Origin of the sequence: Bacillus sp. N3378-2at, from assembly GCF_033412715.1 — a bacterium.
GTDB lineage: Bacteria > Bacillota > Bacilli > Bacillales > Bacillaceae > Bacillus > Bacillus subtilis.
On record NZ_CP117986.1, the window covers coordinates 1,727,654 to 1,753,628 of the forward strand.

The 25,975-nt window shown below is 43.5% G+C and carries 23 protein-coding genes and 1 pseudogene; 12 read left to right on the plus strand and 12 right to left on the minus strand.

What is annotated here, in order from left to right:
- Positions 1 to 13 precede the first annotated feature (13 nt).
- Positions 14 to 1,399 carry a hemolysin family protein gene (locus tag PUN35_RS09490; RefSeq protein ID WP_014479307.1) on the minus strand — a complete coding sequence of 462 codons (1,386 nt, stop codon included), beginning with the start codon at positions 1,397 to 1,399 and terminating at the stop codon, positions 14 to 16.
- A gap of 326 nt (positions 1,400 to 1,725) precedes the next feature.
- A pseudogene (locus PUN35_RS09495) lies at positions 1,726 to 2,906 on the minus strand (pyridoxal phosphate-dependent aminotransferase).
- A 156-nt stretch (positions 2,907 to 3,062) separates the two neighbouring features.
- Here PUN35_RS09495 and cueR point away from each other — a divergent pair.
- Together cueR and PUN35_RS09505 are read left to right on the plus strand one after the other, a co-directional pair.
- Positions 3,063 to 3,494, plus strand: a complete 432-nt coding sequence (cueR, locus tag PUN35_RS09500; protein WP_010886460.1) for a Cu(I)-responsive transcriptional regulator — start codon at positions 3,063 to 3,065, stop codon at positions 3,492 to 3,494.
- 60 nt (positions 3,495 to 3,554) lie between these two features.
- The gene (locus PUN35_RS09505) at positions 3,555 to 4,889 is read left to right on the plus strand and encodes a hemolysin family protein (protein ID WP_009966903.1); all 1,335 of its coding nucleotides are present in this window, start codon (positions 3,555 to 3,557) and stop codon (positions 4,887 to 4,889) included.
- A 67-nt stretch (positions 4,890 to 4,956) separates the two neighbouring features.
- On the opposite strand, the gene PUN35_RS09510 is transcribed toward PUN35_RS09505, so the two are convergent.
- Both PUN35_RS09510 and akrN read right to left on the minus strand, forming a co-directional pair.
- The gene (locus PUN35_RS09510; RefSeq protein WP_003233335.1) at positions 4,957 to 5,556 is read right to left on the minus strand and encodes a 1-acylglycerol-3-phosphate O-acyltransferase; all 600 of its coding nucleotides are present in this window, start codon (positions 5,554 to 5,556) and stop codon (positions 4,957 to 4,959) included.
- A gap of 134 nt (positions 5,557 to 5,690) precedes the next feature.
- A complete protein-coding gene (akrN, locus tag PUN35_RS09515) occupies positions 5,691 to 6,686 on the minus strand; it encodes an aldo/keto reductase AkrN (protein ID WP_014479303.1) in 996 nt (331 codons plus the stop codon).
- 196 nt (positions 6,687 to 6,882) lie between these two features.
- Between akrN and sigM the strand changes: the two genes are divergently transcribed.
- From sigM to PUN35_RS09530, 3 genes are read left to right on the plus strand one after another with little or no spacing between them, the layout of a single operon-like run.
- Positions 6,883 to 7,374: an RNA polymerase sigma factor SigM gene (gene sigM / locus PUN35_RS09520; protein ID WP_003224177.1), complete on the plus strand. Its 492-nt coding sequence runs from the start codon at positions 6,883 to 6,885 to the stop codon at positions 7,372 to 7,374.
- Entirely contained in the window at positions 7,364 to 8,440 is a 1,077-nt protein-coding gene (locus tag PUN35_RS09525) for an anti-sigma factor (protein WP_072592520.1), read from the plus strand. The genes sigM and PUN35_RS09525 overlap by 11 nt, the downstream gene beginning before the upstream one ends.
- Complete coding sequence (locus PUN35_RS09530) at positions 8,428 to 8,718, plus strand: anti-sigma-M factor (RefSeq protein WP_003233341.1); 291 nt, start codon at positions 8,428 to 8,430, stop codon at positions 8,716 to 8,718. Before PUN35_RS09525 ends, PUN35_RS09530 begins: the two co-directional genes overlap by 13 nt.
- Before the next feature lie 30 nt (positions 8,719 to 8,748).
- On the opposite strand, the gene PUN35_RS09535 is transcribed toward PUN35_RS09530, so the two are convergent.
- Positions 8,749 to 9,177, minus strand: a complete 429-nt coding sequence (locus tag PUN35_RS09535; RefSeq protein ID WP_009966899.1) for a GNAT family N-acetyltransferase — start codon at positions 9,175 to 9,177, stop codon at positions 8,749 to 8,751.
- A 109-nt stretch (positions 9,178 to 9,286) separates the two neighbouring features.
- Here PUN35_RS09535 and PUN35_RS09540 point away from each other — a divergent pair, with 109 nt between their 5' ends.
- Positions 9,287 to 10,696: a MocR-like pyridoxine biosynthesis transcription factor PdxR gene (locus tag PUN35_RS09540; protein ID WP_014479301.1), complete on the plus strand. Its 1,410-nt coding sequence runs from the start codon at positions 9,287 to 9,289 to the stop codon at positions 10,694 to 10,696.
- A 34-nt stretch (positions 10,697 to 10,730) separates the two neighbouring features.
- Here PUN35_RS09540 and PUN35_RS09545 read toward each other — a convergent pair whose 3' ends face one another.
- The 4 genes from PUN35_RS09545 to citA all read right to left on the minus strand — a co-directional run bounded on the left by PUN35_RS09545 (position 10,731) and on the right by citA (position 15,899).
- Positions 10,731 to 12,086: a sodium-dependent transporter gene (locus PUN35_RS09545; protein WP_014479300.1), complete on the minus strand. Its 1,356-nt coding sequence runs from the start codon at positions 12,084 to 12,086 to the stop codon at positions 10,731 to 10,733.
- A gap of 122 nt (positions 12,087 to 12,208) precedes the next feature.
- Positions 12,209 to 13,606: a branched-chain amino acid transporter BcaP gene (gene bcaP, locus PUN35_RS09550; protein ID WP_003245791.1), complete on the minus strand. Its 1,398-nt coding sequence runs from the start codon at positions 13,604 to 13,606 to the stop codon at positions 12,209 to 12,211.
- Between the two features lie 249 nt (positions 13,607 to 13,855).
- The gene (locus tag PUN35_RS09555; protein ID WP_014479298.1) at positions 13,856 to 14,725 is read right to left on the minus strand and encodes an SDR family oxidoreductase; all 870 of its coding nucleotides are present in this window, start codon (positions 14,723 to 14,725) and stop codon (positions 13,856 to 13,858) included.
- A 73-nt stretch (positions 14,726 to 14,798) separates the two neighbouring features.
- A complete protein-coding gene (gene citA / locus PUN35_RS09560; RefSeq protein ID WP_014479297.1) occupies positions 14,799 to 15,899 on the minus strand; it encodes a citrate synthase CitA in 1,101 nt (366 codons plus the stop codon).
- A 108-nt stretch (positions 15,900 to 16,007) separates the two neighbouring features.
- Between citA and citR the strand changes: the two genes are divergently transcribed.
- Entirely contained in the window at positions 16,008 to 16,883 is an 876-nt protein-coding gene (citR, locus tag PUN35_RS09565) for a transcriptional regulator CitR (RefSeq protein WP_003233357.1), read from the plus strand.
- 70 nt (positions 16,884 to 16,953) lie between these two features.
- On the opposite strand, the gene lytE is transcribed toward citR, so the two are convergent.
- Positions 16,954 to 17,958, minus strand: a complete 1,005-nt coding sequence (gene lytE / locus PUN35_RS09570) for a peptidoglycan endopeptidase LytE (protein ID WP_003244816.1) — start codon at positions 17,956 to 17,958, stop codon at positions 16,954 to 16,956.
- A gap of 527 nt (positions 17,959 to 18,485) precedes the next feature.
- Between lytE and phoA the strand changes: the two genes are divergently transcribed.
- Positions 18,486 to 19,871 (plus strand): alkaline phosphatase PhoA, encoded by a 1,386-nt coding sequence (gene phoA / locus PUN35_RS09575; RefSeq protein WP_031600328.1) that lies wholly within the window; start codon positions 18,486 to 18,488, stop codon positions 19,869 to 19,871.
- 29 nt (positions 19,872 to 19,900) lie between these two features.
- Here the strand turns inward: phoA and spoVR are convergent, their stop codons facing one another.
- Positions 19,901 to 21,307: a stage V sporulation protein SpoVR gene (gene spoVR / locus PUN35_RS09580; RefSeq protein ID WP_014479295.1), complete on the minus strand. Its 1,407-nt coding sequence runs from the start codon at positions 21,305 to 21,307 to the stop codon at positions 19,901 to 19,903.
- 162 nt (positions 21,308 to 21,469) lie between these two features.
- Here spoVR and PUN35_RS09585 point away from each other — a divergent pair, with 162 nt between their 5' ends.
- The 3 genes from PUN35_RS09585 (at position 21,470) to lytF (ending at position 25,157) form a co-directional block, all read left to right on the plus strand.
- The gene (locus PUN35_RS09585) at positions 21,470 to 22,996 is read left to right on the plus strand and encodes a mechanosensitive ion channel (protein ID WP_014479294.1); all 1,527 of its coding nucleotides are present in this window, start codon (positions 21,470 to 21,472) and stop codon (positions 22,994 to 22,996) included.
- Positions 22,997 to 23,102: 106 nt separating this feature from the next.
- The gene (nsrR, locus tag PUN35_RS09590) at positions 23,103 to 23,543 is read left to right on the plus strand and encodes a nitric oxide-sensing transcriptional repressor NsrR (protein ID WP_014479293.1); all 441 of its coding nucleotides are present in this window, start codon (positions 23,103 to 23,105) and stop codon (positions 23,541 to 23,543) included.
- A gap of 153 nt (positions 23,544 to 23,696) precedes the next feature.
- On the plus strand, positions 23,697 to 25,157 hold the full coding sequence (gene lytF / locus PUN35_RS09595; RefSeq protein ID WP_014479292.1) for a peptidoglycan endopeptidase LytF: 1,461 nt from the start codon (positions 23,697 to 23,699) through the stop codon (positions 25,155 to 25,157).
- Between the two features lie 41 nt (positions 25,158 to 25,198).
- On the opposite strand, the gene PUN35_RS09600 is transcribed toward lytF, so the two are convergent.
- A complete protein-coding gene (locus tag PUN35_RS09600; RefSeq protein ID WP_014476269.1) occupies positions 25,199 to 25,522 on the minus strand; it encodes a YqzG/YhdC family protein in 324 nt (107 codons plus the stop codon).
- Positions 25,523 to 25,722: 200 nt separating this feature from the next.
- On the opposite strand from PUN35_RS09600, the gene PUN35_RS09605 reads away from it, so the two are divergent.
- Entirely contained in the window at positions 25,723 to 25,965 is a 243-nt protein-coding gene (locus PUN35_RS09605; protein ID WP_003233373.1) for a YhdB family protein, read from the plus strand.
- The last annotated feature ends 10 nt before the right edge of the window (positions 25,966 to 25,975 follow it).

Here is a 25,975-nt window from a genome sequence, read left to right on the forward strand (position 1 = left end):
AAAAACCTTGAGCTTATTTCTCGCTCAAGGTTGCACTGTTCAGCATCACAGGCTCAGGCAGCGGCAGCTTGTGGTGCGCCGTAATCCCGGTTGTGTTGCTGGCTTCTTCTTTTATATCGATTTGCTTGATTAATCGGCCGTCCATCTTCAGCACCTTTATCGTATATGAACCGATGCGAATGGATTCACCAGCCTCAATATCGATGTTTTCTTTTAATATCAGCCCGCCGATCGTATCGACGTCTTCTTGAATCGATGCGCCAAGAAGGCTGTTCACCTGATCGATCCGAACCTTTCCATCCATCACATAATGGCCGTCGCCAAGCTTTTGGATCAGCGGCTGTTCATCTTCATCAAATTCATCTCTGATCTCTCCGACAATTTCCTCAAGAATATCCTCTGTCGTCACAAGTCCCGAGGTTCCTCCGTATTCATCCGACAATATAGCCATATGAATGCGCTCGCGCTGCATTTTAATCAGCAAGTCATGAACCGGGATCGTTTCAATCACTTCGATGACCGGCCTCACATACGGATGGATCGTCATCTTCATTCGTTCTTCTTCTGTCATAAACAGCAAATCAGAAAACAAATGCTTCGTATTGACCAAACCGATCACACTGTCTTTGTCTCCATCTGTGACTGGCCAGCGCGTGTATTTTTCCTTCAGCATGACTTCAAGCATCTCGGCCATCGTCATCTCAGTTGACACAGCAGCCATTTCCTTCCGCGGTATCATAATTTCTTTGGCGATCCGATTATCAAATTCAAAAATCTTATTCACATATTTATATTCAGACGGATTAATCTCTCCGTTTTTTAAACTCTCAGATAACAGCATCCTGAGTTCTTCCTCAGAATGGGAACCATCATGTTCTGACGCAGGCTTCAAACCGAACATCCCGCATAAAAGCCGCGCCGATCCATTGAGGATCCAAATAAACGGAAACAGGAGCAAATAAAATAAACGCAAAGGGCCCGCTATCAGTAAAGTCAGCTGTTCTGCCTTTTGAATCGCGACCGTTTTCGGGGCCAGTTCACCTACAACAACGTGCAGGAACGTGATCAAGCCGTACGCGACTGCAAAAGAGGCTGCATGTGAAACCGAGTCTGGCAAGCCGAGCGGTTCAAACAGTGGATGCAGCAGCCGTTCAAAGGCCGGCTCACCCAGTACGCCAAGCCCGATTGATGTCAATGTAATGCCCAGCTGGGATGCGGATAAATATTCATCCAAATCTGTAATGACACGCCTTGCGAGTATCGCCCGTTTGTTTCCTTCTGTGATAAGCTGATCTATTCTGGATCTCCTCACTCTAACAATCGCAAACTCGCTTGCAACGAAAAACGCGGTTAAAGCAATGAGCACGCCAATTAAAATCAGACTGTCAATATCGTCCATTTAACCCTATCCTCTCAACAAAGGATAAGGAGTCACCTCCTGATATAATCATTTTTCCTTAACATTGAGGTACGCGGTGTATTGTTGCCTAAGCAGAGGGCCCCATCATACCACCTCCAAAAGTCAAAGTTTGATTATAAATTGTATATTTTATTGTAACACAACTCATTCCAAAAATGATTTTTAATTTTTAGACTTTTATCATGAAGAAAGCCTTAACTGCATGCCTGCTTGTCAATTCTGCGCCTGTCTGGATTGGAAGAGGAAGGATTTTGTGGATATAAAAAGAAAACAGCCTTGAAAACTGTTTTCTTTTCTTTGCCTTCTTAAGCAAAATCTTTATATAAAGAAATGAAAATGTCCCGTGAGTTTTTAATCTGCTCGATCGGCACACTGAAGGATAATCGGAAATGCCCGCTCATTCCAAAACCGCTGCTCGGCACAATTAATAATTTGTATTTTTGGGCGGCATGCACGCAAAATGCAACTTCATCTTCAATCGGCGATTTCGGAAAAACAAAGAAACCTCCCTTTGGCATTTCAAATTCAAAACCGGCTTCTTTTAAAATGTCTACCATTAAATCCCGGCGCTCTTTATAAGCGCTCGCGTCTACTCTTAAATCATCCATTCGTGCCACAGCCCGCTGCATCATGACAGGGGCATTCACAAATCCAAGCGTTCGATTACAATACACAAAAGCGTTGATCAAAAGGTCCGCATCCGGCATTCGGCTGTCCAATCCGATATACCCGAGCCGCTCTCCGGCTATGCCGAGATCTTTACTGAATGAGCTGGCCAATATCACACGATGGTACGATTGAAACGGATTTGCCAGCTCTTCATCATAGATTAATTGACTGTACGGTTCATCAAACAGCACATAAATCGTCTGGCCGCTCTTCTCTTCTATTTCTTTTAATAAAGCGCCTAAATCGTCTATATTTTTCTGGCTGAGAACAGTGCCTGTGGGGTTATGCGGTGTATTGAGAATCAGCCCTTTCGTCTGTGGAGTGATCGATTGCCTTACCGCTTCAATGTCGATCTCAAACCGGCTTGTCAACGGGCAGCTGACGGCCTTTCCCCGTAGTTCTCAATATACAACTTATATTCGGCAAAATAAGGTGCGAGAATAATGACCTCTTCCCCAGGGTTTACGATGCTTTTTAACGCAACATTCAAAGCGCCTCCCGCACCCACCGTCATGACGATACGCTCCGCTGAGAAATCAGCTTCAAAACGTGACCCCAGAAATTGCGCGACTTTTTCTCTCGCTGCAGGAAGCCCTTGATTTTGTATGTATCCGTGGCTGCCTTTTTCAGCTTCCTCTATTAACGCTCTCTTAAAAGCTTCAGGCGGTTCAACAATCGGGTTGCCGAGTGAAAAATCAAATACCTGGTCTTCCCCGAACTCCTTCTTCAGCCTTGCACCTTCATCAAACAGCTTGCGAATCCATGATCCTTTATTTAAATTTTCTTCAACTTCCCGGGATAACCCAGCCAATTTCATCTGTCCCTTCCGCATATAAAAATTTGAAAATTCTATCTTCCTATGTTACTTCAATCAGATGATGAATTCCACAACTTCCAATTCCGGTCTGAAAAAAACAATAAACTTGTGCAAGACACCGTTCATATATTAAACTATTCTCATAACTATAACGTGATGGTTGGGAGGGATATAGATGGGGCTGAGACTTATCGCATCAGTGAACTAGCGGCACTCGCCGGAGTAACGAAACGGACAGTTGATTATTATACGAATCTCGGTCTGCTTACGCCGGCCAGATCCTGTTCAAATTACCGTTACTACGACGAAAATGCACTCAAACGACTTATATTTATTGTAGATTGCAAGAAGCAGCGATTGGCCCTGTCCGATATTAAAGATCGACTGGAGAACCAGTTTCCCTCTTCAGCTAAACTTGATGATGAAATTGGAAATCTGGCATTAGAAATTGATCATATGAATCAAAACATCTCCGGAATCTTGCATCGGTTTGAACGGCTGAAGCCCGAGGATCGTGACAAGCTGAAAAGCAAACTCCCGCCTGAAAAGCTCGCCGTGTTCCAATCATTTATGCTGCTGTTAAGTTAAAACCATTTTATCTAACAGGAGGTGTTACCTTCATTCTCATTGCTAGAGTGAAGGTTCTAATTGGACATAGTGAATTTGATTTTAGTTGCTGTTTTAATCGCCCTGACGGCATTTTTCGTGGCATCTGAGTTTGCCATTATCAGAATCAGAGGCTCACGGATCGATCAGCTGATCGCGGAAGGAAATAAAGCAGCAATAGCCGTAAAAAAAGTGACCACGCATCTTGATGAATATTTATCTGCGTGTCAGCTCGGAATTACATTGACTTCCATCGGATTAGGGGTTTTAGGTGAATCAACGATCGAAAGGCTGCTTCACCCGCTTTTCGTCCAAATGAACGTTCCAGGTTCCCTTTCACATGTCATATCGTTTATTTTTGCGTATGCCATTATCACGTTCTTACACGTTGTTGTCGGAGAACTTGCACCTAAGACAGTCGCTATCCAAAAGGCGGAAGCAGTGTCTATGCTGTTTGCGAAACCGCTGATTTGGTTTTACCGCATCGCGTTCCCATTCATTTGGCTTTTGAACAATTCCGCACGGTTATTGACCAAAGCATTTGGCCTGGAGACCGTTTCAGAAAACGAACTGGCTCACTCAGAAGAAGAGCTGCGAATCATTTTGTCTGAAAGCTATAAAAGCGGTGAAATCAACCAATCAGAGTTTAAATATGTGAATAAAATCTTTGAATTTGACGACAGGCTCGCGAAAGAAATTATGATTCCGCGGACCGAAATTGTCAGCCTTCCGCATGATATCAAGATTTCTGAAATGATGGACATCATTCAGATTGAAAAATATACCCGCTACCCTGTGGAAGAGGGCGATAAAGATAACATTATCGGGGTTATTAACATTAAAGAAGTGCTGACAGCCTGCATAAGCGGTGAGGTATCTGTTGATTCCACCATTTCTCAATTCGTCAACCCGATCATTCATGTCATTGAATCTGCGCCGATCCAAGACCTGCTTGTCAAAATGCAAAAAGAGAGGGTCCACATGGCCATTTTGTCTGATGAATACGGCGGTACTGCCGGGCTTGTGACGGTTGAGGACATCATTGAGGAAATTGTCGGTGAAATCCGCGACGAATTTGATATTGATGAAATTAGCGAAATCCGCAAAATCGGCGAAGGCCATTATATTCTTGACGGAAAAGTGTTAATTGACCAAGTAAACGACCTGCTAGGCATTCATTTAGAGAACGAAGAAGTCGACACAATCGGCGGCTGGTTCCTTACTCAAAAATACGATGTTGAAAAAGATGATTCCATCATCGAAGAGGGCTGCGAATTCATCATTAATGAAATTGACGGCCACCACGTGGCATATATTGAAGTGAAAAAGCTTCAAGAAGAAGAACTTCTGGAGACAGCTAACCAGCAGGAAGCATAATAAGAAAAGCACCTTGTATAAGGTGCTTTTCTTATTTTCACAGTTCAGGGCAATCTCTCAGAACGCCTTATAGCTGATCAAGTTTATTCTCTAGTTCTTTAATCCGCTGATTCAAAGCCTCTGTCATTGCTGCAAGTCTTTCCTTTGAAGGCAGGTGGGCAAAATCAGCCTGGTGAAGAGGCTCACCGATAATCAGCTTCATTTTTCCTTTTTTGAATAATTCTTTTCCGCTTGAAGGGCCCTGATATGCAGCGGGGACAAGCGGCGCTTTCCCCATTTGCGCAATCGTCACCGCACCTCTTTTCAAAGGCACATCCTCAGAGGTTCTTGTTCCGCTTGGGAAGATACCGACGATCTCTCCTTCTTTCAGCAGCTTAATCGGCGTTTTAATACTGCTTGGCCCGGGATTTTCCCGATCTACCGGAAAAGCATGAATTTTCTTCAGAAACGAACCGATCCATTTATTTTGAAAAAGCTCTTTTTTCGCCATGTAGTGTATTTGATAAGGAAGAATCCCGACTCCGAGTGTAATCACATCAACCCAGCCGGAATGTGTACACGCGATGACAAAACCTGAATCGGCCGGAAGGTTTTCTTTGTTATACACCTTCACTCCTCCGCGAAGAGAAAGAATAACTTTTAAAGCATTTGCACAAAACTTATACATATCGCACTTCCTTTGTCGTAATCAATGATTCTTTCTGTCATCTATTATAACAACATTTTTTATTACCTGGTACTAATTTTTAAGATTTCTCCCGTTAAAACGCCAAAAAGCTGAGGATTCGCCCTCAGCTTTTGTTATATTTCCTCTCTGGTCGGCGGGGCCATAAACTCCGGTCCGACAGGGTCTGATATCGTATTTTCCAATATAGTATTGATATCTTTCTGATCTTCACTGTTCAGCGTCCAGCCTGTAATCTCAGATAGGGCCTCAAGTTGCCCAGGCTTTCTTGCTCCCCAAAGAGCGATATCCGCTCCCGGCTGATCTAAGATCCATCTGACAGCCAAGTGAATAACTGATTTTCCATAACGTGTCTTCGCCAGCTTATCCAATTGATTGACAGCAGAAAGATACTCTTTAAAGCGGGGCTTCTGGAATTTTGGATCGTGATTACGCAGATCATCGCCCTCAAATGTATATTCTTCAGTCATTTTGCCTGTTAACAGCCCTCTGCATAAACTGCCGTATAATAATGTTGTTATCTTGTTATCTTTCGCATAAGGAAGGACACTCTCTTCCATCTCTCTTTCAAACAGATTATATGGAGGCTGAATCGTATGGAGAGGTGCGACGGCGCGAAATGTATCCATTTGCTCAATTGAAAAATTGCTGACGCCAATCGCCTGGATTTTTCCCGCATCATATAATTCCTTCATGACTTCAGCCGTTTCTTCAATTGGCACAAGCGGATCGGGCCAATGCACCTGATAAAGATCAATATAGTCTGTTTGAAGCCGCTTCAAAGAATTCTCAACTTCCTCTACAATCCTCGCTCTGTTCGCATGGCGGAACAGCTGGTTGTTCTTCCAGTCCAGAGCCGTTTTCGTTGCGAGAATCACCTGGTCTCTTTTGCCGTACTCTTTGATTGCCTTTCCGACGATTTCCTCGGACTGCCCGAAGCCGTAAGCCGGCGCGGTGTCAATCAGTGTAATCCCCTGATCAAGAGCGGCGCGGATTGTTTCAATCGATGTTTTTTCGTCAGTGCCTCCCCACATCGTTCCGCCAATGGCCCATGTGCCGAGGCCGATTCTGGAGGCTTCTATTCCTGTATCTGCTATACTGGTATATTCCATTGTGCCACTCCTTCACTTTTTCACTATCTTTTCCCCTCTGGAAAAAATGTTAAACATTTCTCCGCACTATCTTTTGGGGCCATTTTTGGGTACTATATAGTAATGGTGTTTGATTAGGTATAAAAAAGCCGTTTGCATGTAATGTGCAACTTTAAACCTTTCTTATGCGTGTATAACATAGAGGGGAGAAAAGGCAGTGACGATCGATGAAATTTACCAAATGTACATGAATGATGTTTACAGGTTCCTGCTCTCCATGACAAAAGACAAGCATCTTGCTGAAGACTTGCTGCAGGAAACCTTTATGCGGGCATACATACACATTCACTCCTATGATCACAGCAAAGTAAAGCCCTGGCTTTTTCAAGTGGCGCGAAACGCCTTCATTGATTACGTCAGAAAGCATAAGAAAGAAGTAACCATTTCTGATGACTTAATCGGAAGCCTCTTTCAAAATGCTGTTCAAAGTCCTGCCCATCAGGTAGAGATAAAGGAAGTGCTGACTGGTTATATGTCCGAGCTCCCCGATAATTATCGGGAGGCCTTAACGCTATATTATTTAAAAGAGTTAAACTACAAAGAAGCATCCCATATTATGAATATTTCAGAGGCGAATTTTAAAAGTGTTTTATTTCGTGCCAGACAGCGGCTGAAAGCACTTTATAATAGAGGTGTTAATGATGAATGAAGAATTTAAAAAGCGTTTTGATCAATATAAAAATGGGGAAATGAGCGACCAGGAAATGACTGCATTTGAGGAAGAACTTGAGAAGCTCGAAGTATATCAGGAACTGATTGACAGCGAACTAGAGGACGATAACGATTGGGATCTCAGCATCAGTCCTGAAAAACAAAAAGCGATTTTAGCCTACGGCAAACGCAAGTCTTATTTGCGAATTTCTGTGCTTGCCGTCATTTCGACATTGATGATTTTGCCGCTTTGTACGCTGGGAAGCTACCTCTATTACGGAATGGGTGGGAAACACAGCACCGGCAATGAGTTTATGGAAACTGCCGCAGTCACTGTAGCCCTGACCATGCCGAATGTTCTTGTTGATACTTCCGGACTGAAAAGCCAAGTGAAGCTATTTGGAATGAATACGGAATTCCCGCTGCAAAAGCAGATTGGCACGAAGACGGCTGCCGTAGGGAATGAACGGGTTGAAATGTTTTATAACAAAGTAAAAGCGCCGGCAGTAAACTACTATGACTTAGAAGTGAATATAACCGGCCATTACTTTACACATCCTTCAAACAAGTCTGAACAAACGACCGCAAAAGCAGAAAAAACGTTAAGCACATTGCCTGAAGGAACGGTATCAGAGGTCTACCTTTCATATGACCGTGCATATCCGACAAAAGACGTGTATAACAAATTCAAAGGCTATGATGTGAGCTTTTTGTGGAACGCAATCGAAACAGAGAAAAACACAAATAAGACAGCTTCCACAGAACCTCTTGGCTATCCTGGAAAGGATTCAAAGTTCTTGGCCGCCCTTAATACAAAAGGCAAGTCGAATGGCGATCAGTTTATCAACGCCCTAAAATTCATGTCCAAACACGAAAAATGGGCTCAGGTCATTTCAAAACGGAAAGACCTGAATGTAGATAACCGATTAGATTATGTAGAGAAAAACGGTGTCAATGTATACGGTTCGGTCGTTACAGGGCCAACCAAGGAAATCCAGCGCATGCTGAAAAATAAATCTGTAAAATCAGCGAATGTCGGCGAGGTGGAATTATGGAACTGGTAAGAATTTTTAAAGAACACAATGTATTCGGCTGGATCTCTGTCGGGACAGCGGTTCTGTCCCTGCTGTTGCTGAATTTGGCCATTATCAGCAACGTCACGTTTTATTCCTATCAAATGCTTCCGTTCGCCATGGCTGCCGTTCCGTTCGGCGTTGTTGAACTCTTCATCAAGAGAGGGCGCACAGGCCCCGGCCTGCTCGGCGTCATCCTTAATCTCTTTGTGATTATTTGTGTGTATACCATTGTATCTGTAGATACGAATTTACAGTTTGGCTTTTAAAAAAGATGCCTTTTCAGGCGTCTTTTTTCGTTATACCGGTTTTCGGAACAAATAACTTTCTATAGTAAAACCCATTTTATCTGTATAAAATCGATGTGCGTCTTTACGCTGCAGGCCAGATGAAAGACTGACAAAACCGAGTCCGGCTTTTCTCGCCCAGTCTGAGGCATAATCCAAAAGCATTTTGCCGTATCCCTTTGATCGGCAAGGTGCCGTTGTAACAAGATCCGCAATCCACAAGTGCTCTCCTTTATGAATGGAAACTCTCGGCAGAGCCCCGCACAGCGCTCTGATTGCTGTATTTTCATATAAGGCAAACAGCATATACGATTCTTTCTGCACACAGGCTTCAAGCCTTTGTAAATACGTCTCTATATCCAGTTCTGTTCTCAATTCACTCATAATCGGATACGACTCAGCCCATTCTTCTTTCGAGGTTAATTGTTTCATATGGATCATCTTCTCAATCCCCTTTCCTTTCGTTACAATGATCATAGCTAATAAATGGCATTTGCCAAATAGCCAATATCAGAAAAAATGACCATGCCAGCTACAAAGGAGACATGAGATGGATATTACGCCGTTTCTTGATAAAAAGAGCAAAACACCGCTGTATGAACAGCTTTATACCTTTTTTAAACAAGAAATTTCACATGCGCGAATCACAAAGGGAACAAGACTTCCGTCAAAACGCAGGCTCTCCAGCTTGCTCGATGTCAGCACGGCAACTATAGAACGAGCTTATGAGCAATTAACTGCTGAGGGCTATGTCAAAAGCAAGCCGAAAATCGGCTGGTTCGCGGCGGAAGTAGAACCAGGATTCCCGACAGCTCCTGACCATTTTCAGCAGTCTGTACAGCCGGGATTACATGAAAAGAACGCACCTGCTATTGACTTCCATCAGGGCAGCGTTGATCCGACCCTCTTTCCCTTTAACGCATGGAGAAAAAGCATAGTAAAAAGTCTTGAGCGCTATTCCGGATTGTTTCACACCTCTGGCGACCCTCAAGGAGAATACGAACTCAGACACATGATTGCCCGATTCGTCAGGCTGTCTCGGGGAGTAAATTGCGAGCCCGGCCAGATTATCATCGGCGCAGGAACCACCGTGCTTCTGCAAATTCTTTGCCTTTCGCTAAAGCCAGGTACAAAAATCGGTTTTGAAGAACCAGGCTTTCACCGTTCAAGAAGGATGTTTGAAGCAAATCACATGGATGTCACTCCGATTTGTTCTGATGCAGAAGGCGTCCTGCCGGATGAGCTCTACCGTCAGAATCCTTATCTCATGTATACGACTCCTTCGCATCAGTTTCCGATTGGGACCATTATGACGATTACCCGCAGACAGGAGCTGCTGGCATGGGCGGCAGAAACAAATTCATTCATTATAGAAGATGATTACGATGGAGAATTTCGCTACAGCGGCCATCCCATTCCGTCTTTACAGGGTCTTGATCCGAATGGCAGAGTCATATATCTGGGCACTTTTTCAAAGTCACTTCTGCCTTCCTTGCGGCTCAGCTTCATGATTGTGCCCCCTGAACTCATGGAACCGATCCAAAACAATGCTCAGTTAATGAAGCAGACCGTTTCTGCCCACTCGCAATTGGCACTGGCAGACTTCATCGAAACCGGAGAGTGGCAAAAACACATAAATAGAATGAGAAGCTTATACCGAAAAAAACACGCTATCCTGTTAGAAGCCATTCGCTCTGAACTGGGAAACACCGTTGAGATTCTCGGTAAGAACTCGGGGCTTCACATTCTGCTGCGCCTTTTGTTTCCAGCAAGTGAGGAAGAAGCAATACAAGCAGCCGCAGACCACGGTGTAACCATCTATCCCGTGTCTCCCTCATATAAAGAACAGACGCCTTTTGCTTCTGTCTTAATCGGTTATGGCGGTTTGTCAGAAGAGGACATCAGGCTCGGCATCCAAAAACTGAAAACGGCATGGGCACCGTTGATATCATCTTATTAAATAAAAAACAGGCCCCGGAAACGGAGCCTGTTTTTTAAAATGATAAAATTCCGATTAAATTTAAGAACACGATAATAATGGCAAGCGGCACGATAAAACGAAGCAAATAAAACCATGTGTAAAAGAATGCTTTACCTGCATTTGATCCATTTCGCATTTCAGCCAAGAGTTCGCTTTTCGAAATTTTCAGCGGGATAAATAGAGAAATTAACAGAGCGCCTGAAGGCATCAAAACATTGCTGACGGTAAAATCGGCAATATCAAAAAACGTTTTGCCAAATAGGTGCACATCACTCAAAACACCATAAGACAAGCAGCATGGGATTCCGACCAAAAAGATCAAAAGCCCGCTCGTCCATGACAGTTTTTTTCTCTTCTTTTCATCCCCTTTTCCGATTGTGGCAACGATAATTTCAACCATCGAAAATGCTGAGGTTAAGGCTGCAAATAAAAATGCAACGAGAAAGCCGATAAAAAACAACGTGCCGAACGGAAGCTGTTCAAAAACGGCCGGAAGCACTGTAAACAGCAATGTCGGTCCTTCATTTGGCTGAAAACCGAATGAGAAAACCGCCGGAAAAATAGCCAAACCTGCCAAGAGTGTCACAATGATATTCATCAAGACAATGGAGGCTGCCGAACGAGGGATATTTTGTGTTTTCGGCAAATAGGAGCTGTAGGTCACCATCACCGAAACCCCCAGTGTTAACGTAAAGAAGGCCTGTCCCAGCCCGAATAATATGGATTCCGGAGTCAAATCGCCGAAATGAGGCACAAGCAGAAACTTTACGCCTTCCATTGCACCATTAAGCGTAAGAGACCGAAGAACGAGCAGAATAAACAATAAAAACAAAATCGGCATCATCACCGCGCTTACCCGTTCAATCCCTTTTTGAACCCCTCTTGCGACAACGAGTACAGTCAGTGCCATAAAGACAAGCTGAGCCGCGAGCGTCTGCACCGGATTTTGGATAATAGAAGCAAAAAGAGCGCCATACTGTGCTTGAGAAAGCCCGGACAGTGATCCTGACGCTGTTTTTACGATATACAGCAAAATCCATCCCCCGATTACACTGTAAAACGACAGCACTAAGAAACACGCGGCTACGCCGATCCACCCCGTAAGAAACCAAGCTGATCGCGGCGCTTCTTTTTTATATGCATCAATGGCATTCGTCTGGTTCCGTCTTCCAAAAATAAATTCCCCCACCAAAAGCGGATAGCCTAAGAGGATGGTAAATAACACGAAGATAAGAAAAAAGGCTCCTCCCCCATTGGTCCCCGCTACGTAAGGGAACTTCCAAATCGCGCCCAAGCCGATAGCCGAGCCGGCCGCTGCCATGACGAAACCAATTTTCGAAGCCCATTGGACTGTTTTTTGCTCAGACAATAAACGTCACTTCCTTTCCAGCCTATATTATCTCTTATTTTTGTCTTCATTTCTATAGATTCATTTGCCAAGAACAGAAAAGAGAGCGGCCTGTATGGCCGCTCTCCTTATCAAAAGGTTATTTATTGATTTAATTTTGAATGCTTTCTTGAATACAGGAAATAAATTACCAAGCCGATTAACAGCCACACTAGGAAGCGGACAATCGTCACCCATCCCAGATTTAAAATCAAGAACAGGCAGAACAGAATCGCCAGGCCTGGGATAACCGGAACTCCCGGGCATTTAAAGGCTCTCGGAAGATCGGGCTGCTTCTTTCTCAAAACGATAACTGCCACAGAAATCAGGACAAATGCCGACAGTGTCCCGATGTTCACCAGCTTTGCAAGTTCATCCAGCGGAACAAGTGAGCCGAGAAGCGCCGACATCGTTCCGAAAAACCAAGTGGCCACATAAGGTGTTTTGTGCTTTGGATGCACTTTAGAAAGTGAGCCCGGCACAAGTCCGTCACGAGACATGGCAAACATGACGCGTGTCTGCCCGTAAAGCATCACAAGCATAACTGTTGTCATTCCCAGCACGGCGCCAATATCAATGATGCCAGCCACCCAGTTTTGCCCTGCGCTTTGAAGAACTAGAGAAACCGGATGATCCACACCCGCAAATTGAGCAAACGGGATAACCCCAGTCATGATCGCTGATACGGTGACATATAAAATCGTGCAGACCAATAAAGAGAAAATAATGCCTTTAGGCAGATCCTTCGCGGGATTTTTCGTTTCTTCCGCAGCAGAGGATACAGCGTCAAATCCGATAAAAGCAAAGAATACGAGCGCCGCTGCACTGAACACGCCGCCAAAGCCCATTGGCATAAACGGCTGCCAGTTGTGCGGCTTCACGTAAACGGCTGCCACCGCGATAAACAGCAGAACAACCAGTATCTTCAAGATAACCATGATATTGTTGACTCTTTTTGATTCTTTGATGCCTAAATAAAGCAAATATGTGATCGCCATTACAATGACGAATGCAGGAAGATTAAACAGGGTAAAGGTGCCTTTCACTGCGCCCGGTGCCGCTGTTAAAGCAACCGGAAGATGAATGCCGAGCCCTGATAAAAACGATTGGAAATAACCAGACCAGCCGACCGACACTGCACTTACCGCCAGCATGTATTCTAAAATTAAATCCCACCCGATAATAAAGGCCATAAGCTCTCCCAATGTCGCATAAGTGAATGTATACACCGAACCTGAAACAGGCACACTTGACGCAAATTCCGCGTAAGACAGGGCGGCGAATAAACAAGCCAGCGCCGCCACAACAAATGAAATCGTCAGCCCGGGACCGGCCGTGACTGCACCTGTTCCCGTCAGAACAAAAATCCCTGTGCCAATAATGGCGCCGATTCCAAGCAATGTTAAATCAAATGCCCCTAATTCTCTTTTTAAAGACTTTTCACCGCTCGTCGCAGCGATTAAATCCTGAATGCTCTTCTTCCTAAAAACGCTCCCTTTCATTCCCCTTCAACTCCCGATCATCTATTTTTATATATTTTATTTGAATTTTCTGAATTCATGAGCAACAATGGTCATTTTTCTTTTTTTCTACTATATTTGTACTGGTCGCGAATCATTCCTTTCTCCTACTCAATATTATATATAAAATTGCAAAAATGAAAACAAAATTGTTAGAAAAATCGACAATTTTTTTATTTTGAAATTTTTCACCACACAAAAAAACCAGCTCTGGAGCTGGTTTTTCGTTGATCACGTTGAAATAAAACGTCCGCCATTCACATGAATGGTCTGCCCTGTCATATAGGAAGATTCGTCAGACGCCAGCAGAACATAGGCGCCTGCATGCTCAACCGGCTGTCCCGGTCTTCCCATTGGGGTATCCAAGCCGTGCTGTTTCACTTTTTCCTTAGGGAATGTCGCCGGAATAAGCGGTGTCCAAATCGGACCGGGCGCCACCGCATTCACTCTGATGCCTTTATCTGCGAGCGACTTCGCCATGGAACGCGTAAAGGAAACAATCGCACCCTTTGTGCTGGAATAATCAATTAACGCCGTATCCCCTTCATAAGCGGTAATCGATGTCGTATTAATAATGGCACTCCCCTCTTGCAGGTGAGGCAAAGCTTTCTTCGTCATATGAAACATGGAAAAAATATTTGTGCGATAGGTTTTTTCCAGCTGTTCTGTTGAAATATTGAGAATGCTGTCCTGGGGATGCTGTTCAGCGGCGTTGTTCACTAAGATATCGAGTTTACCAAAATGGTCGACTGTTTGCTGCACAGCTTGTTCACAATGGTTTTCGTCCCCGACATCTCCCGCGATAAGCAGGCAGCGGACATTCTCCTTTTCGATCCGTTTACGTGTTTCCTCTGCGTCCGAATGCTCGTCTAAGTATAGAATGGAGATATCAGCCCCCTCTTTAGCAAAGGCAATAGCTGCTGCTCTCCCTATTCCGCTGTCGCCTCCAGTAATGATCGCGACTTTTCCTTTCAGTTTTCCGCTTCCTCGATAATCCTCGTCCTCTGACAGCGGCAGCGGATTCATTTTTGACTCAATGCCCGGCTGTCTGTCCTGATGCTGCGGTTCTTGTCCTTCTGTTTGTCTGTCCATTGGGTTCACATTCATCACTCCTAGACATGTGGTTGATACTGAACGTTACCACATGAAAGAAATGAATAAACGCCAAAATATGTTATGAAAGAACTTCCTCGGGAATGGCACCGGTATATTTCGCTGACGGGCGGAAAATCATGTTGTTTTCTGCCTGTTCCAGCACATGGGCGCACCACCCTACCATTCGGCTTGCTGAAAAGGTCGGAGTAAACAACTCATCGTCAAAATCGATGGCCTTCATCACTGCAGCCGCGTAAAATTCAACATTTGTGTACAGCTTTCGTCCCGGTTTGTAGATTTCTAGTAAACGAATCGCTTCTGCTTCTACATGCAGCGCAAGATCAAGATCACGGTCATTGCCGGCCACCTGTTCTGCTTTCTGTCTCAAAGCTTCTGCCCGCGGGTCTTTTGTTTTGTACACCCTGTGGCCGAATCCCATCAAGCGCTCTCCTTTTTCGAGTTTTTCTTTCAGATATGCTTCAGCATGTTCTTTTTCTCCAATGTCTTCAAGCATTTTTGTCACCGCAGAAGGAGCGCCTCCGTGAAGCGGACCTTTCATCGTGCCGAGAGCAGCCGTGACGGCTGACACTAAATCACTCTCTGTTGATAACGTGACTCGTGCCGAAAAAGTCGATGCGTTCATGCCGTGCTCCATGGCCAGAATCATATAGGTTTCAAGCGCTTTCTTTTTTGCCTCTGAAGGCTGTTCGCCTGTGAGCATATAATAGTAGTTTTCGACATGTCCGTACTGGGAAGAAGGTGCAATTGCTTGTTCACCGCGCGTCCATCTTTTTCTGTATGCAATGATGGAAGCCGTGATTGCAATCAGCCGGATTGCTTCTTCTGTTTTCGGATGGAATGTGTACGTATTTTCCCCCAATGCTGAAACAACCGTTCTCAGCACCGACATATCGTCCATGTTGTTTGGCAGTGATTGAATCAAGCGCTCAATATGTTCCGGAAGATTCCGTTCCGCAGCCAGCTTATCTTTAAATACCTGCAATTCTTCAGTTGAAGGCCGTTTTCCAAATAAAATCAAATAAGCCGCTTCTTCAAAGCTATGATTCAGTGCGATGTCTTTTGCATGATGTCCTCTGTAAATCAGACGCCCTTTTTCACCATCAATATGGCTGATGGATGTTTCTACACATGTAATTCCCTTTAATCCGTAATGTACCATTTGTATTCCCCCTATCCTTTTCTGTTATTATAGTAAATATAATATTTAAAAAATAATGAATATTTTAAAGGGAATTAATTAAAAATATTAATCAGAGGGAGAATAGAAATGGATTTCAAATGGCTTCACACCTTTGTGACCGCTGCAAAATATGAGAACTTCCGAAAAACGGCGGAAACGCTTTTCTTATCTCAGCCTACTGTGACCGTACATATCAAGCAATTAGAAAAAGAAATCAGCTGCAAGCTGTTCGAACGTAAAGGCAGGCAAATCCAGCTGACTGATGAAGGCAGGGCGTATTTGCCGTATGCGCTCAGGCTTCTTGATGATTATGAAAACAGCATGGCAGAGCTTCACAGAGTGAGACAAGGCTACTCTCAAACCTTACAGCTCGCGGTTTCTCCGCTTATTGCAGATACTGTGCTTCCTTCTGTCATGAAACGGTACACAGCAATGAATACGGAAACAGAAATGGCGGTTACGATTTTCGAATCAGCGGAAATCGCGTCACTGATTAAAGCCGGGGAAGCAGATATCGGACTAAGCTGTTTAAAGGTACAATCTTCTTCTTTAAGCTGCCACTGCTTATACAAAGACCCTGTCGTCCTTGTTGCCCCGCCCGATAAGCGTTTCATAGAAGACAACGAAATTGATGCCAAAGAGGTGCTCGAACAATACCTGCTTTTGACCCACAATCATCCTGATTACTGGGACGACTTGCTCCGTCAAGTCAGAATGACATTTCCATTTGTGAGAACAATGAAGGTCACTCAAACACATATAACGAAACGGTTTATCAAGGAAGGACTCGGAGTTTCATTTCTGCCTTTATCTACAGTAAAGCGTGAGTTAGCAGAGAAACAGATGATCAGAATTCCTTATCAGTCTGTACAGCTGCCCTATGCAGGCGCTTACGCGATTGCCCTTTATGAAAATAAGAAAGAAAAAAAATTCTTGGATTTTTTATCACATTTTCATTTTTAGGAGCAACCAAAACGCCTGTGCTCCGTCTAATGAAAAAAACCCGTTCCAATGAACGGGTTTTCTCTAAAAATTAGAATCTTTTCGCACCGAGGTAACGAGGCTTCCAGTAGCTGTTGTTCAGGCTGCTGATTTGTACGCCGTCAGATCCTGCATGAATGAAACTGTTGTTTCCAATGTAAATCCCCATGTGAGAAGGGCCGGATTTATATGTTGTGAAGAAGACGAAATCACCAACAGACGGGCTGGCAATGCTCTTCATAGAACTCCAGTATCCTGCAGTGCTTGTTCTGCCCACACTTGTTTGTTTATTCAGTACGTACCAAATGAATCCGCTGCAGTCAAAGCCGGAAGTTGTCGTTCCGCCCCATTTGTATGGCGTTCCGACTAACGCTTTTGCATCAGAAACCAGCTTGCTCACATTAAGTGATGTAGATGACGTTTTGCTGCTTGAAGACGATGAAGATGAAGCAGGTTTTGAGCTGCTTGTGCTTGTTCCTTTCACCTTCAATACTTGGTTGACATAGATTACATCTGATTTTAAGCCGTTTAAGCTTTTTAATTTGCTAACCGTAGTGCCGTATTTGCTCGCAATTTTAGAAAGGCTGTCTCCGCTCTTCACTTTATAAGTAGAAGTTGAAGACGATGACACTTTTGATGAGCTGGAGCTGCTTGAACTAGTTGAACCTTTCAGTTTCAGGACTTGTCCAACACGAAGCAAATCTGATTTTAAGCCATTCAGCTTCTTCAGTTCATTGATTGTCATGCCGTATTTTTTTGAAATTTTCCAAAGGCTGTCCCCGCTCTTTACTTTGTATGTAGAAGAAGAGGAAGAAGAACTGCTGCTTTTTGAACTTGTAGATTTGCCGTTAATCGATAAAGTTTGTCCCACATAAATAATATCTGAACGAAGGTGGTTCTCTGATTTAATTTTACTGATCGTTGTGTCGTATTTTCTTGAAAGATCCCATAACGTGTCGCCTTTTTTCACCTTAATGCTTTGTGCAGATGCCGCTCCTGCAAATAACGTCGATCCTAAAACAACTGCTGTCGTAGCTGTAATGATTTGCTTTTTCATATTTTCCTCCCCAAATGTTAACTCTCTATATATGTATCTCTTTTTTAATTAATCTTATTGATTTCTATTATAAGGATAGATTCCCATCAGAAATAGTCTTGACTTCATGTGACAAATTTCTTAATTATTCGTTCTAAAAAAAAGTTTTTAAGGGTATTAAATATTTCATTTTCGTTGCAAAGGTGACAAAAAACGAGTGCTTTTGTCATGTTTTATGGGATGTTTTTCAACATAAAGGAAATAAATGAAAAACTTTCGGGGTCGGCTCACATACCGGAAAAATGAGTGATAAAGAATATTCGAGGAGAGTTGCGGTTATCCGCAGTTTTTTTATTTAAACAAACATATCATGCAAAGACAGAGAGGTAAAGATTTTTCTGAAAAATGAATGCTTTACATCAAATAAGGCAAGATAACGAAAAGCGTTTTTTCATTTCCTTACAAGACTTTACTTATTGTTTACATGATCAACAGCCGCATTTAACAAAATTTCCCTAACATGATAAACGGAATACATTAAAGGAGGCATGAAAAAAATGAGTTTGTTTCAAAATATGAAATCAAAACTTCTGCCAATCGCCGCTGTTTCTGTCCTTACAGCTGGAGTCTTTGCCGGAGCTGAGCTGCAGCAAACAGAAAAGGCCAGCGCCAAAAAACAAGACAAAGCTGAGATCAGAAATGTCATTGTGATGATAGGCGACGGCATGGGGACGCCTTACATAAGAGCCTACCGTTCCATGAAAAATAACGGTGACACACCGAATAACCCGAAGTTAACAGAATTTGACCGGAACCTGACAGGCATGATGATGACGCATCCGGATGACCCTGACTATAATATTACAGATTCAGCAGCAGCCGGAACAGCATTAGCGACAGGCGTTAAGACATATAACAATGCAATTGGCGTCGATAAAAACGGGAAAAAAGTGAAATCTGTACTTGAAGAGGCCAAACAGCAAGGCAAGTCAACAGGGCTTGTCGCCACGTCTGAAATTAACCACGCCACTCCAGCCGCATATGGCGCCCACAATGAATCACGGAAAAACATGGACCAAATCGCCAACAGCTATATGGATGACAAAATAAAAGGCAAACATAAAATAGACGTGCTGCTCGGCGGCGGAAAATCTTATTTTAACCGCAAGGACAGAAACTTGACAAAGGAATTCAAACAAGCCGGCTACAGCTATGTGACAACTAAACAAGCATTGAAGAAAAATAAAGATCAGCAGGTGCTCGGGCTTTTCGCAGAGGGAGGGCTTGCTAAGGCGCTCGACCGTGACAGCAAAACACCGTCTCTCAAAGACATGACGGTTTCAGCAATTGATCGCCTGAACCAAAATAAAAAAGGATTTTTCTTGATGGTCGAAGGGAGCCAGATTGACTGGGCGGCCCATGACAATGATACAGTAGGAGCCATGAGCGAGGTTAAAGATTTTGAACAGGCCTATAAAGCCGCGATTGAATTTGCGAAAAAAGACAAACATACACTTGTGATTGCAACTGCTGACCATACAACCGGCGGCTTTACCATTGGCGCAAACGGGGAAAAAAATTGGCACGCAGAACCGATTCTCTCCGCTAAGAAAACACCTGAATTCATGGCCAAAAAAATCAGTGAAGGCAAGCCGGTTAAAGATGTGCTCGCCCGCTATGGCAATCTGAAAGTCACATCTGAAGAAATCAAAAGCGTTGAAGCAGCTGCACAGGCTGACAAAAGCAAAGGGGCCTACAAAGCCATCATCAAGATTTTTAATACTCGCTCCAACAGCGGATGGACGAGTACCGATCATACCGGCGAAGAAGTACCGGTATACGCGTACGGCCCCGGAAAAGAAAAATTCCGCGGATTGATTAACAATACGGACCAGGCAAACATCATATTTAAGATTTTAAAAACTGGAAAATAAAAAGGATGCAGAACGCTGCATCCTCTTTTTTATAAATATCTGCGGTGAACACCTTTTCCGTCGTACGAAAACATGACTTCCTTATCCTCAAGCACAGACTCAATGTGCACGCTTCTTCCCCAAAGCTGGAATAAATAAGGGAGCACTTTCTCCAAATATTTCAAATCTAACTCTATTCCTTCATACCAATGCTTAATATAGAGCTCGTTATTTTTCATATAATCGCCATCGTTTACTGTCAAATATGGAAAACCGCCATTTACCCGCATGCTTACGAGCTGGTCGCGCACCGACTTCCACTGTTTATCGATGATTTTATAATCTCGGCCCTGTTTTTGAAACAAATAAAGATCCTCGCGCATGACTAATTCTTTGGTTAAATAATTGCGGATGAAAGAGATATCGGATTCAATCTCCCTGACCTCAAACATTTTCTCCCGGCCGGAGTCAGGCTGCACGCCCATTTTCTTCATTTCCTCCGTCGGGTTGTTGTACCTCTCCTCAATGTCTTCAAATATTTTTAGCCCTAAATAATAAGGATTAATGCCTGTTTTGGACGGCTGAACGACACCTGCATTCAGCTTGGCGAACTCGATCGCTTCATCAGAGGTTAAATCAAGCTCACGTATAATTCGCTGGTGCCAATAGGAAGCCCAGCCCTCATTCATAATCTTGGTTTCCAGCTGAGGCCAGAAATAAAGCATTTCCTCTCTCATCATCGTTAATATATCACGCTGCCATGGCTCCAGCTCCCGGGAATGCTCCTCGATAAAAAGCAGGATATCTTTTTCAGGCCGCGGCGGGAACGGTTTTTTCGATTTTTTCACTTGTTTTTTCGGTTTCTTTTCATCCAATGACCATAGATCATCGTAAGGCGTGGCTGCCTCTTCAATCTCCTCTTCCTCATCATCCACACTCCATTGGAGCTTTGGTCGGACCAACGACGGATCGATATGCTCCTGAATCGAAAGGATTGCATCTAAAAAAGATTCGACTTCTTTTATCCCGTGAACCTGTTCATAGTGTTTTATCCGTTCAGCTGTTGCCGCCATGCTTTCCACCATATCGCGCTTCGTGTTTTGGAAACGGCAGTTGTTTTTGAAGAAATCGCAATGAGCAAGAACGTGTGCGACAATCAATTTATTTTGGATCAGTGAGTTGCTGTCCAGCAAAAAAGCGTAGCATGGATCTGAGTTAATGACCAGCTCATAGATCTTACTTAACCCTAGATCATAGTGCAGCTTCATCTTGTGAAACTGCTTGCCGAAGCTCCAGTGGCTGAATCTTGTCGGCATCCCGTACGCGCCAAATGTATAAATAATTTCAGCCGGGCAGATTTCATATCTCATCGGGTAGAAATCAAGGCCGAATCCTTTTGCAATTTCGGTAATTTCCTCAATTGCCCGCTGTAATCCCTTCTTCTCCTCCGCGTTCAACCGAATCCCCCCTACTTGGACTTATCTATAATGTATGAGCCCGCCAGACAAAAGATGATAGTCTCACTCGGGCAAGAAAAAATTCCCCCGGCACATTCATCTGTTTGCTTATTGGATAAGTGGGTAAACACACACCATACTACGAAAAAGGAGCGATACCAATTGAATGTAGCAGACGTGTTTTCTTCTTATCTCAGTAAGCTGCCAAACGTAATCATTGCTTTACTCGTCTTATTAATCGGCTGGGCTATTGCTAAAATCATTGAAAAAGCGGTATACAAAGGACTCAGCAAAACAAAAATCGACGACAAGCTCTTTGCTGGGAAAAAGCCTTCACGCTATTCCTCGGAAAAAGTCATAAGCAAGGTCGTTTATTTTATCGCACTGATCATCGTCTTTATTTTATTCTTTAACATTTTGCACCTGACAACAGTGGCATCGCCGTTTGTCAGTATGCTTTCGGCGATTGCAGCCGCGATCCCAAGCGTGCTGAAAGCTGGACTCATTCTGCTGTTAGGATGGGCTGCAGCCTCTGTTTTAAGCTTCCTTGTCAAAAAAATCGGGATGAAGCTGAACACGAGTGACAAACTGCGCAAGTGGAATTTGGTGTCTGAAGGAAAAGATATTCACCAGGCTGTCAATACCGCTTCACAAATTGTCTTTTATCTCGTGCTGCTTGTTTTTCTGCCAGGGGTCTTATCTTCTTTGAAAATCAGCGGCATTTCAGGTCCTTTTACAAATATGATGGAAAGCGTGCTCGCTTTTCTGCCGAAATTATTTGCAGCGGCGCTTATCGTATTAATCGGCTGGCTTGTTGCCCGCCTTGTCCGTGATATCATTACGAATTTCCTTGCAAGCATCGGCACGGAAAGATTCGCGGCACGTATGGGTTTATCAATTTACTTAAAAGACACAAGCCTTTCAGCAGTCATCGGAACAATCGCTTATGTGCTGATTATGATTCCGGTGGTCATTTCAGCGCTTGATCAGCTGGATGTCGCCGGCATTTCAAAACCAGCTGTCTCTATGCTGAATACGATTTTAAACATGCTTCCGAACATCATGATTGCCATCGTGCTTGTATTAGCGGGTATCTGGGCAGGAAAATGGGTGAAATCCATGGTGTCCGGACTGCTCCATCGCGCAGGCTTTGATTCTGTCTTAGGGAAAATGGGCATGGAAGCCGGAACGCCTGCAAAGCTGTCCTTGTCTCAAGTTGTCGGTATGATTGCGCAAATCATTGTCATTCTGCTCTTTACAGCTGAGGCGCTTCAAATTGTTCGGCTGCACTTCCTCGTAGAAATTGCCACTGGCATCATCGCGTATCTGCCGAATGTCCTTGTCGCCGTATTCATTCTCGGACTCGGCCTTTACGCAGGAGAATTGGTGAGAAAAGTGCTCTCAAGCATGATAAAAGGCCAGGAATTCAAGTCTTTAGCGCCTATTGCTAAATATACGATTATCGCACTTGCTTTCTTTATGGCCCTGGATCAGCTTGGTGTCGCTGCGACAATCGTCAATTCCGCGTTTATCATCGTTCTTAGCGGCTTCGCACTCGCTTTCGGTTTATCCTTCGGCCTTGGCGGTAAGGATTTTGCATCACGTTATCTGTCTACATTTGAACGCAAAATGCAAAACACAGAAATCGAAAAAAACCGTAAAAACCAAAATCCGCCGAATGACATGTAAGCAAAAAACATGCACCCAGCTGGGTGCATGTTTTTTTAATTCCTTTTTTTCATTTTTCAATCGATTATGATAAGATATAGAAAATGTCTTATTCTGAGGTCTTATTATGAAGTTAACCAATTATACAGATTATTCATTAAGAGTGTTGATTTTTCTGGCTGCAGAGCGTCCCGGAGAACTTTCAAATATAAAACAGATTGCCGAAACGTATTCTATTTCAAAAAATCATCTCATGAAAGTCATATACAGGCTCGGCCAGCTCGGCTACGTAGAAACGATACGCGGACGGGGCGGCGGCATACGATTAGGCATGGAACCTGAAGACATCAACATCGGTGAGGTTGTCAGAAAAACGGAGGACGATTTTAATATTGTTGAATGTTTTGATGCGAATAAGAATCTCTGTGTTATTTCCCCGGTTTGCGGCTTAAAACATGTGCTGAATGAAGCGCTTTTGGCCTACCTCGCAGTTTTAGACAAATACACACTGCGCGACCTCGTCAAAAACAAAGAAGATATCATGAAGCTTTTAAAAATGAAGGAATAGATCCATGATTCCTTCTTTTTTTATGCCCTTTTTCCCCCTTATTGTTAAGATAATTTGGCTATTTTTATAAAAAGGCAAAACGATGAGACAAATGTGCCGATATAAAAAAGAAACAGCAAATGCAAAATCATTGGGGGAAAAAGGAGAGCTAAGATGAAAAAGAAATTAGCAGCAGGGCTGACAGCATCTGCGATTGTCGGCACAACTTTAGCAGTGACACCAGCTGAAGCAGCAACGATTAAGGTCAAAAGCGGAGATTCTTTATGGAAACTGGCCCAAACCTATAACACAAGTGTGGCGGCCCTCACATCCGCCAATCATCTTTCGACTACTGTTCTGTCGATCGGCCAGACGCTTACTATTCCAGGCAGCAAATCCAGCACTTCTTCATCTACTTCAAGCTCAACAACCAAGAAGAGCGGAAGTTCTGTTTACACAGTGAAAAGCGGAGATTCACTTTGGCTGATCGCAAATGAGTTTAAAATGACGGTGCAGGAACTGAAAAAATTAAACGGACTAAGCAGCGATTTAATTCGTGCTGGGCAGAAATTAAAGGTGTCCGGTACTGTTTCTTCAAGTTCCAGTACAAAAAGCAGTTCCAATAAGAGTTCAAGCTCCAGTTCAAAAAGCAGTTCTAATAAGAGTTCAAGTTCCTCATCTTCTACGGGAACATATAAGGTGCAGCTTGGAGATTCACTCTGGAAAATTGCAAACAAAGTCAATATGTCCATCGCTGAATTGAAGGTCTTGAACAACTTAAAATCAGACACCATTTACGTGAATCAGGTGTTGAAAACAAAATCAAGCGGCTCTGATACGTCTTCTAAAGACACTTCATCCAAATCGAACCAAACTTCAGCAACAACTAAATATACCGTTAAAAGCGGTGATTCACTTTGGAAAATCGCAAACAACTATAACCTGTCTGTACAGCAAATCCGAAATATCAACAATCTGAAATCAGATGTGCTGTACGTTGGACAAGTATTGAAGCTGACAGGTAAAGCATCTTCAGGCTCTTCATCATCGTCGTCTTCTTCGTCAAATGCAAGCTCAGGCACGACGACTACATACACAGTGAAAAGCGGTGATTCCTTATGGGTGATTGCTCAAAAATTTAATGTAACAGCTCAGCAGATTCGTGAGAAAAACAATTTAAAAACGGATGTCTTGCAGGTTGGCCAAAAGCTGGTCATTTCCGGAAAAGCTTCATCATCGTCTTCATCCGGTTCTTCAAACACCACCAGCTCAACGAGTGCGAAGATTAACACAATGATTTCGGCCGCTAAAGCGCAGCTTGGGGTTCCGTATCGCTGGGGAGGCACGACACCGTCCGGGTTTGACTGCAGCGGATTCATTTACTATGTACTGAACAAAGTCACATCCGTATCTAGATTAACGGCAGCGGGATATTGGAACACAATGAAATCAGTTAGCCAGCCTGCTGTCGGAGATTTCGTTTTCTTTACAACATATAAAGCCGGCCCTTCCCACGTCGGAATTTACCTAGGCAACGGGGAATTCATAAATGCCAACGATTCCGGAGTTGTCATTTCCAATATGAACAACTCTTACTGGAAACAGCGCTATCTCGGTGCAAAACGATATTTCTAAAAACAGAAACTGTGCGGCCTTAACGGCTGTACAGTTTTTTATTAGAGCCTAAAGACGTTGATGCTGATCATATGATTTGTCACCGGATGAAAATAGACTTCGGCCCGAACAGAAAAAGTGTCATCTTTCTGTCTGACTGTCACCCGAAAGACATCTTTCGTCTGCTGATCATTCACCTCTGTACGCCCCATATAAGCATAATCAGAAAATGAAGCGCCCTTATATTCATCCTGAATTTTGCTCCAGGCAAGCTGTTCCCACTTTTGAACGGACTCGTTTGTGTCCGTTGAATGACCTTTTGCAGCCATTGACACGATAATCAATCCGCAAAAAAGAAGCGCAATGGTATACGGCAGAGATTTCATTTTTTCAGTCTCCTGTACCCAGAATATGTTCCCTCATAGGTTTACCAAAAGCGATATCTTCATTCAGGCATTTTGATTTTATGTCTCCCTCATATTGCTACCCCTTTACTGACGCAGACGGCAAGTTTTGCCCCGTCAATAACAGAAGATGCGGCATAAACTAATCATGAACTTCTCACCCAAGAAAGGAGAAGCGATTCATGGATTATGCCGATTACGATAAAGCGCTTTATTACACCCATCGTTCTCAATGGGATAATTTATTAATTTTAATGGTGCGTACAGAGGACGATTTGTTATCAAAACGAATTGAGCATTTTCTGCATGCGTATCATTTTGAACAGGATTACGCCGTTTTAGAAAAGATGCTGTATTCCCTTCTCCGTTATATTGATCATGCCACAGAGCTGACTTATGAAGATCAAATAGCCCTTCTCACATAAACAAATCCCG

Coding starts and splice junctions, on each gene's coding strand:
- PUN35_RS09490 (WP_014479307.1), bottom strand. CDS start 1,399: ATGGACGATATTGACAGTCTGATTTTAATTGGCGTGCTCATTGCTTTA.
- cueR (WP_010886460.1), top strand. CDS start 3,063: ATGGTTGGGAGGGATATAGATGGGGCTGAGACTTATCGCATCAGTGAA.
- PUN35_RS09510 (WP_003233335.1), bottom strand. CDS start 5,556: ATGTATAAGTTTTGTGCAAATGCTTTAAAAGTTATTCTTTCTCTTCGC.
- akrN (WP_014479303.1), bottom strand. CDS start 6,686: ATGGAATATACCAGTATAGCAGATACAGGAATAGAAGCCTCCAGAATC.
- PUN35_RS09525 (WP_072592520.1), top strand. CDS start 7,364: ATGATGAATGAAGAATTTAAAAAGCGTTTTGATCAATATAAAAATGGG.
- PUN35_RS09530 (WP_003233341.1), top strand. CDS start 8,428: ATGGAACTGGTAAGAATTTTTAAAGAACACAATGTATTCGGCTGGATC.
- PUN35_RS09535 (WP_009966899.1), bottom strand. CDS start 9,177: ATGATCCATATGAAACAATTAACCTCGAAAGAAGAATGGGCTGAGTCG.
- PUN35_RS09540 (WP_014479301.1), top strand. CDS start 9,287: ATGGATATTACGCCGTTTCTTGATAAAAAGAGCAAAACACCGCTGTAT.
- bcaP (WP_003245791.1), bottom strand. CDS start 13,606: ATGAAAGGGAGCGTTTTTAGGAAGAAGAGCATTCAGGATTTAATCGCT.
- citA (WP_014479297.1), bottom strand. CDS start 15,899: ATGGTACATTACGGATTAAAGGGAATTACATGTGTAGAAACATCCATC.
- citR (WP_003233357.1), top strand. CDS start 16,008: ATGGATTTCAAATGGCTTCACACCTTTGTGACCGCTGCAAAATATGAG.
- lytE (WP_003244816.1), bottom strand. CDS start 17,958: ATGAAAAAGCAAATCATTACAGCTACGACAGCAGTTGTTTTAGGATCG.
- phoA (WP_031600328.1), top strand. CDS start 18,486: ATGAAAAAAATGAGTTTGTTTCAAAATATGAAATCAAAACTTCTGCCA.
- nsrR (WP_014479293.1), top strand. CDS start 23,103: ATGAAGTTAACCAATTATACAGATTATTCATTAAGAGTGTTGATTTTT.
- lytF (WP_014479292.1), top strand. CDS start 23,697: ATGAAAAAGAAATTAGCAGCAGGGCTGACAGCATCTGCGATTGTCGGC.
- PUN35_RS09600 (WP_014476269.1), bottom strand. CDS start 25,522: ATGAAATCTCTGCCGTATACCATTGCGCTTCTTTTTTGCGGATTGATT.
- PUN35_RS09605 (WP_003233373.1), top strand. CDS start 25,723: ATGGATTATGCCGATTACGATAAAGCGCTTTATTACACCCATCGTTCT.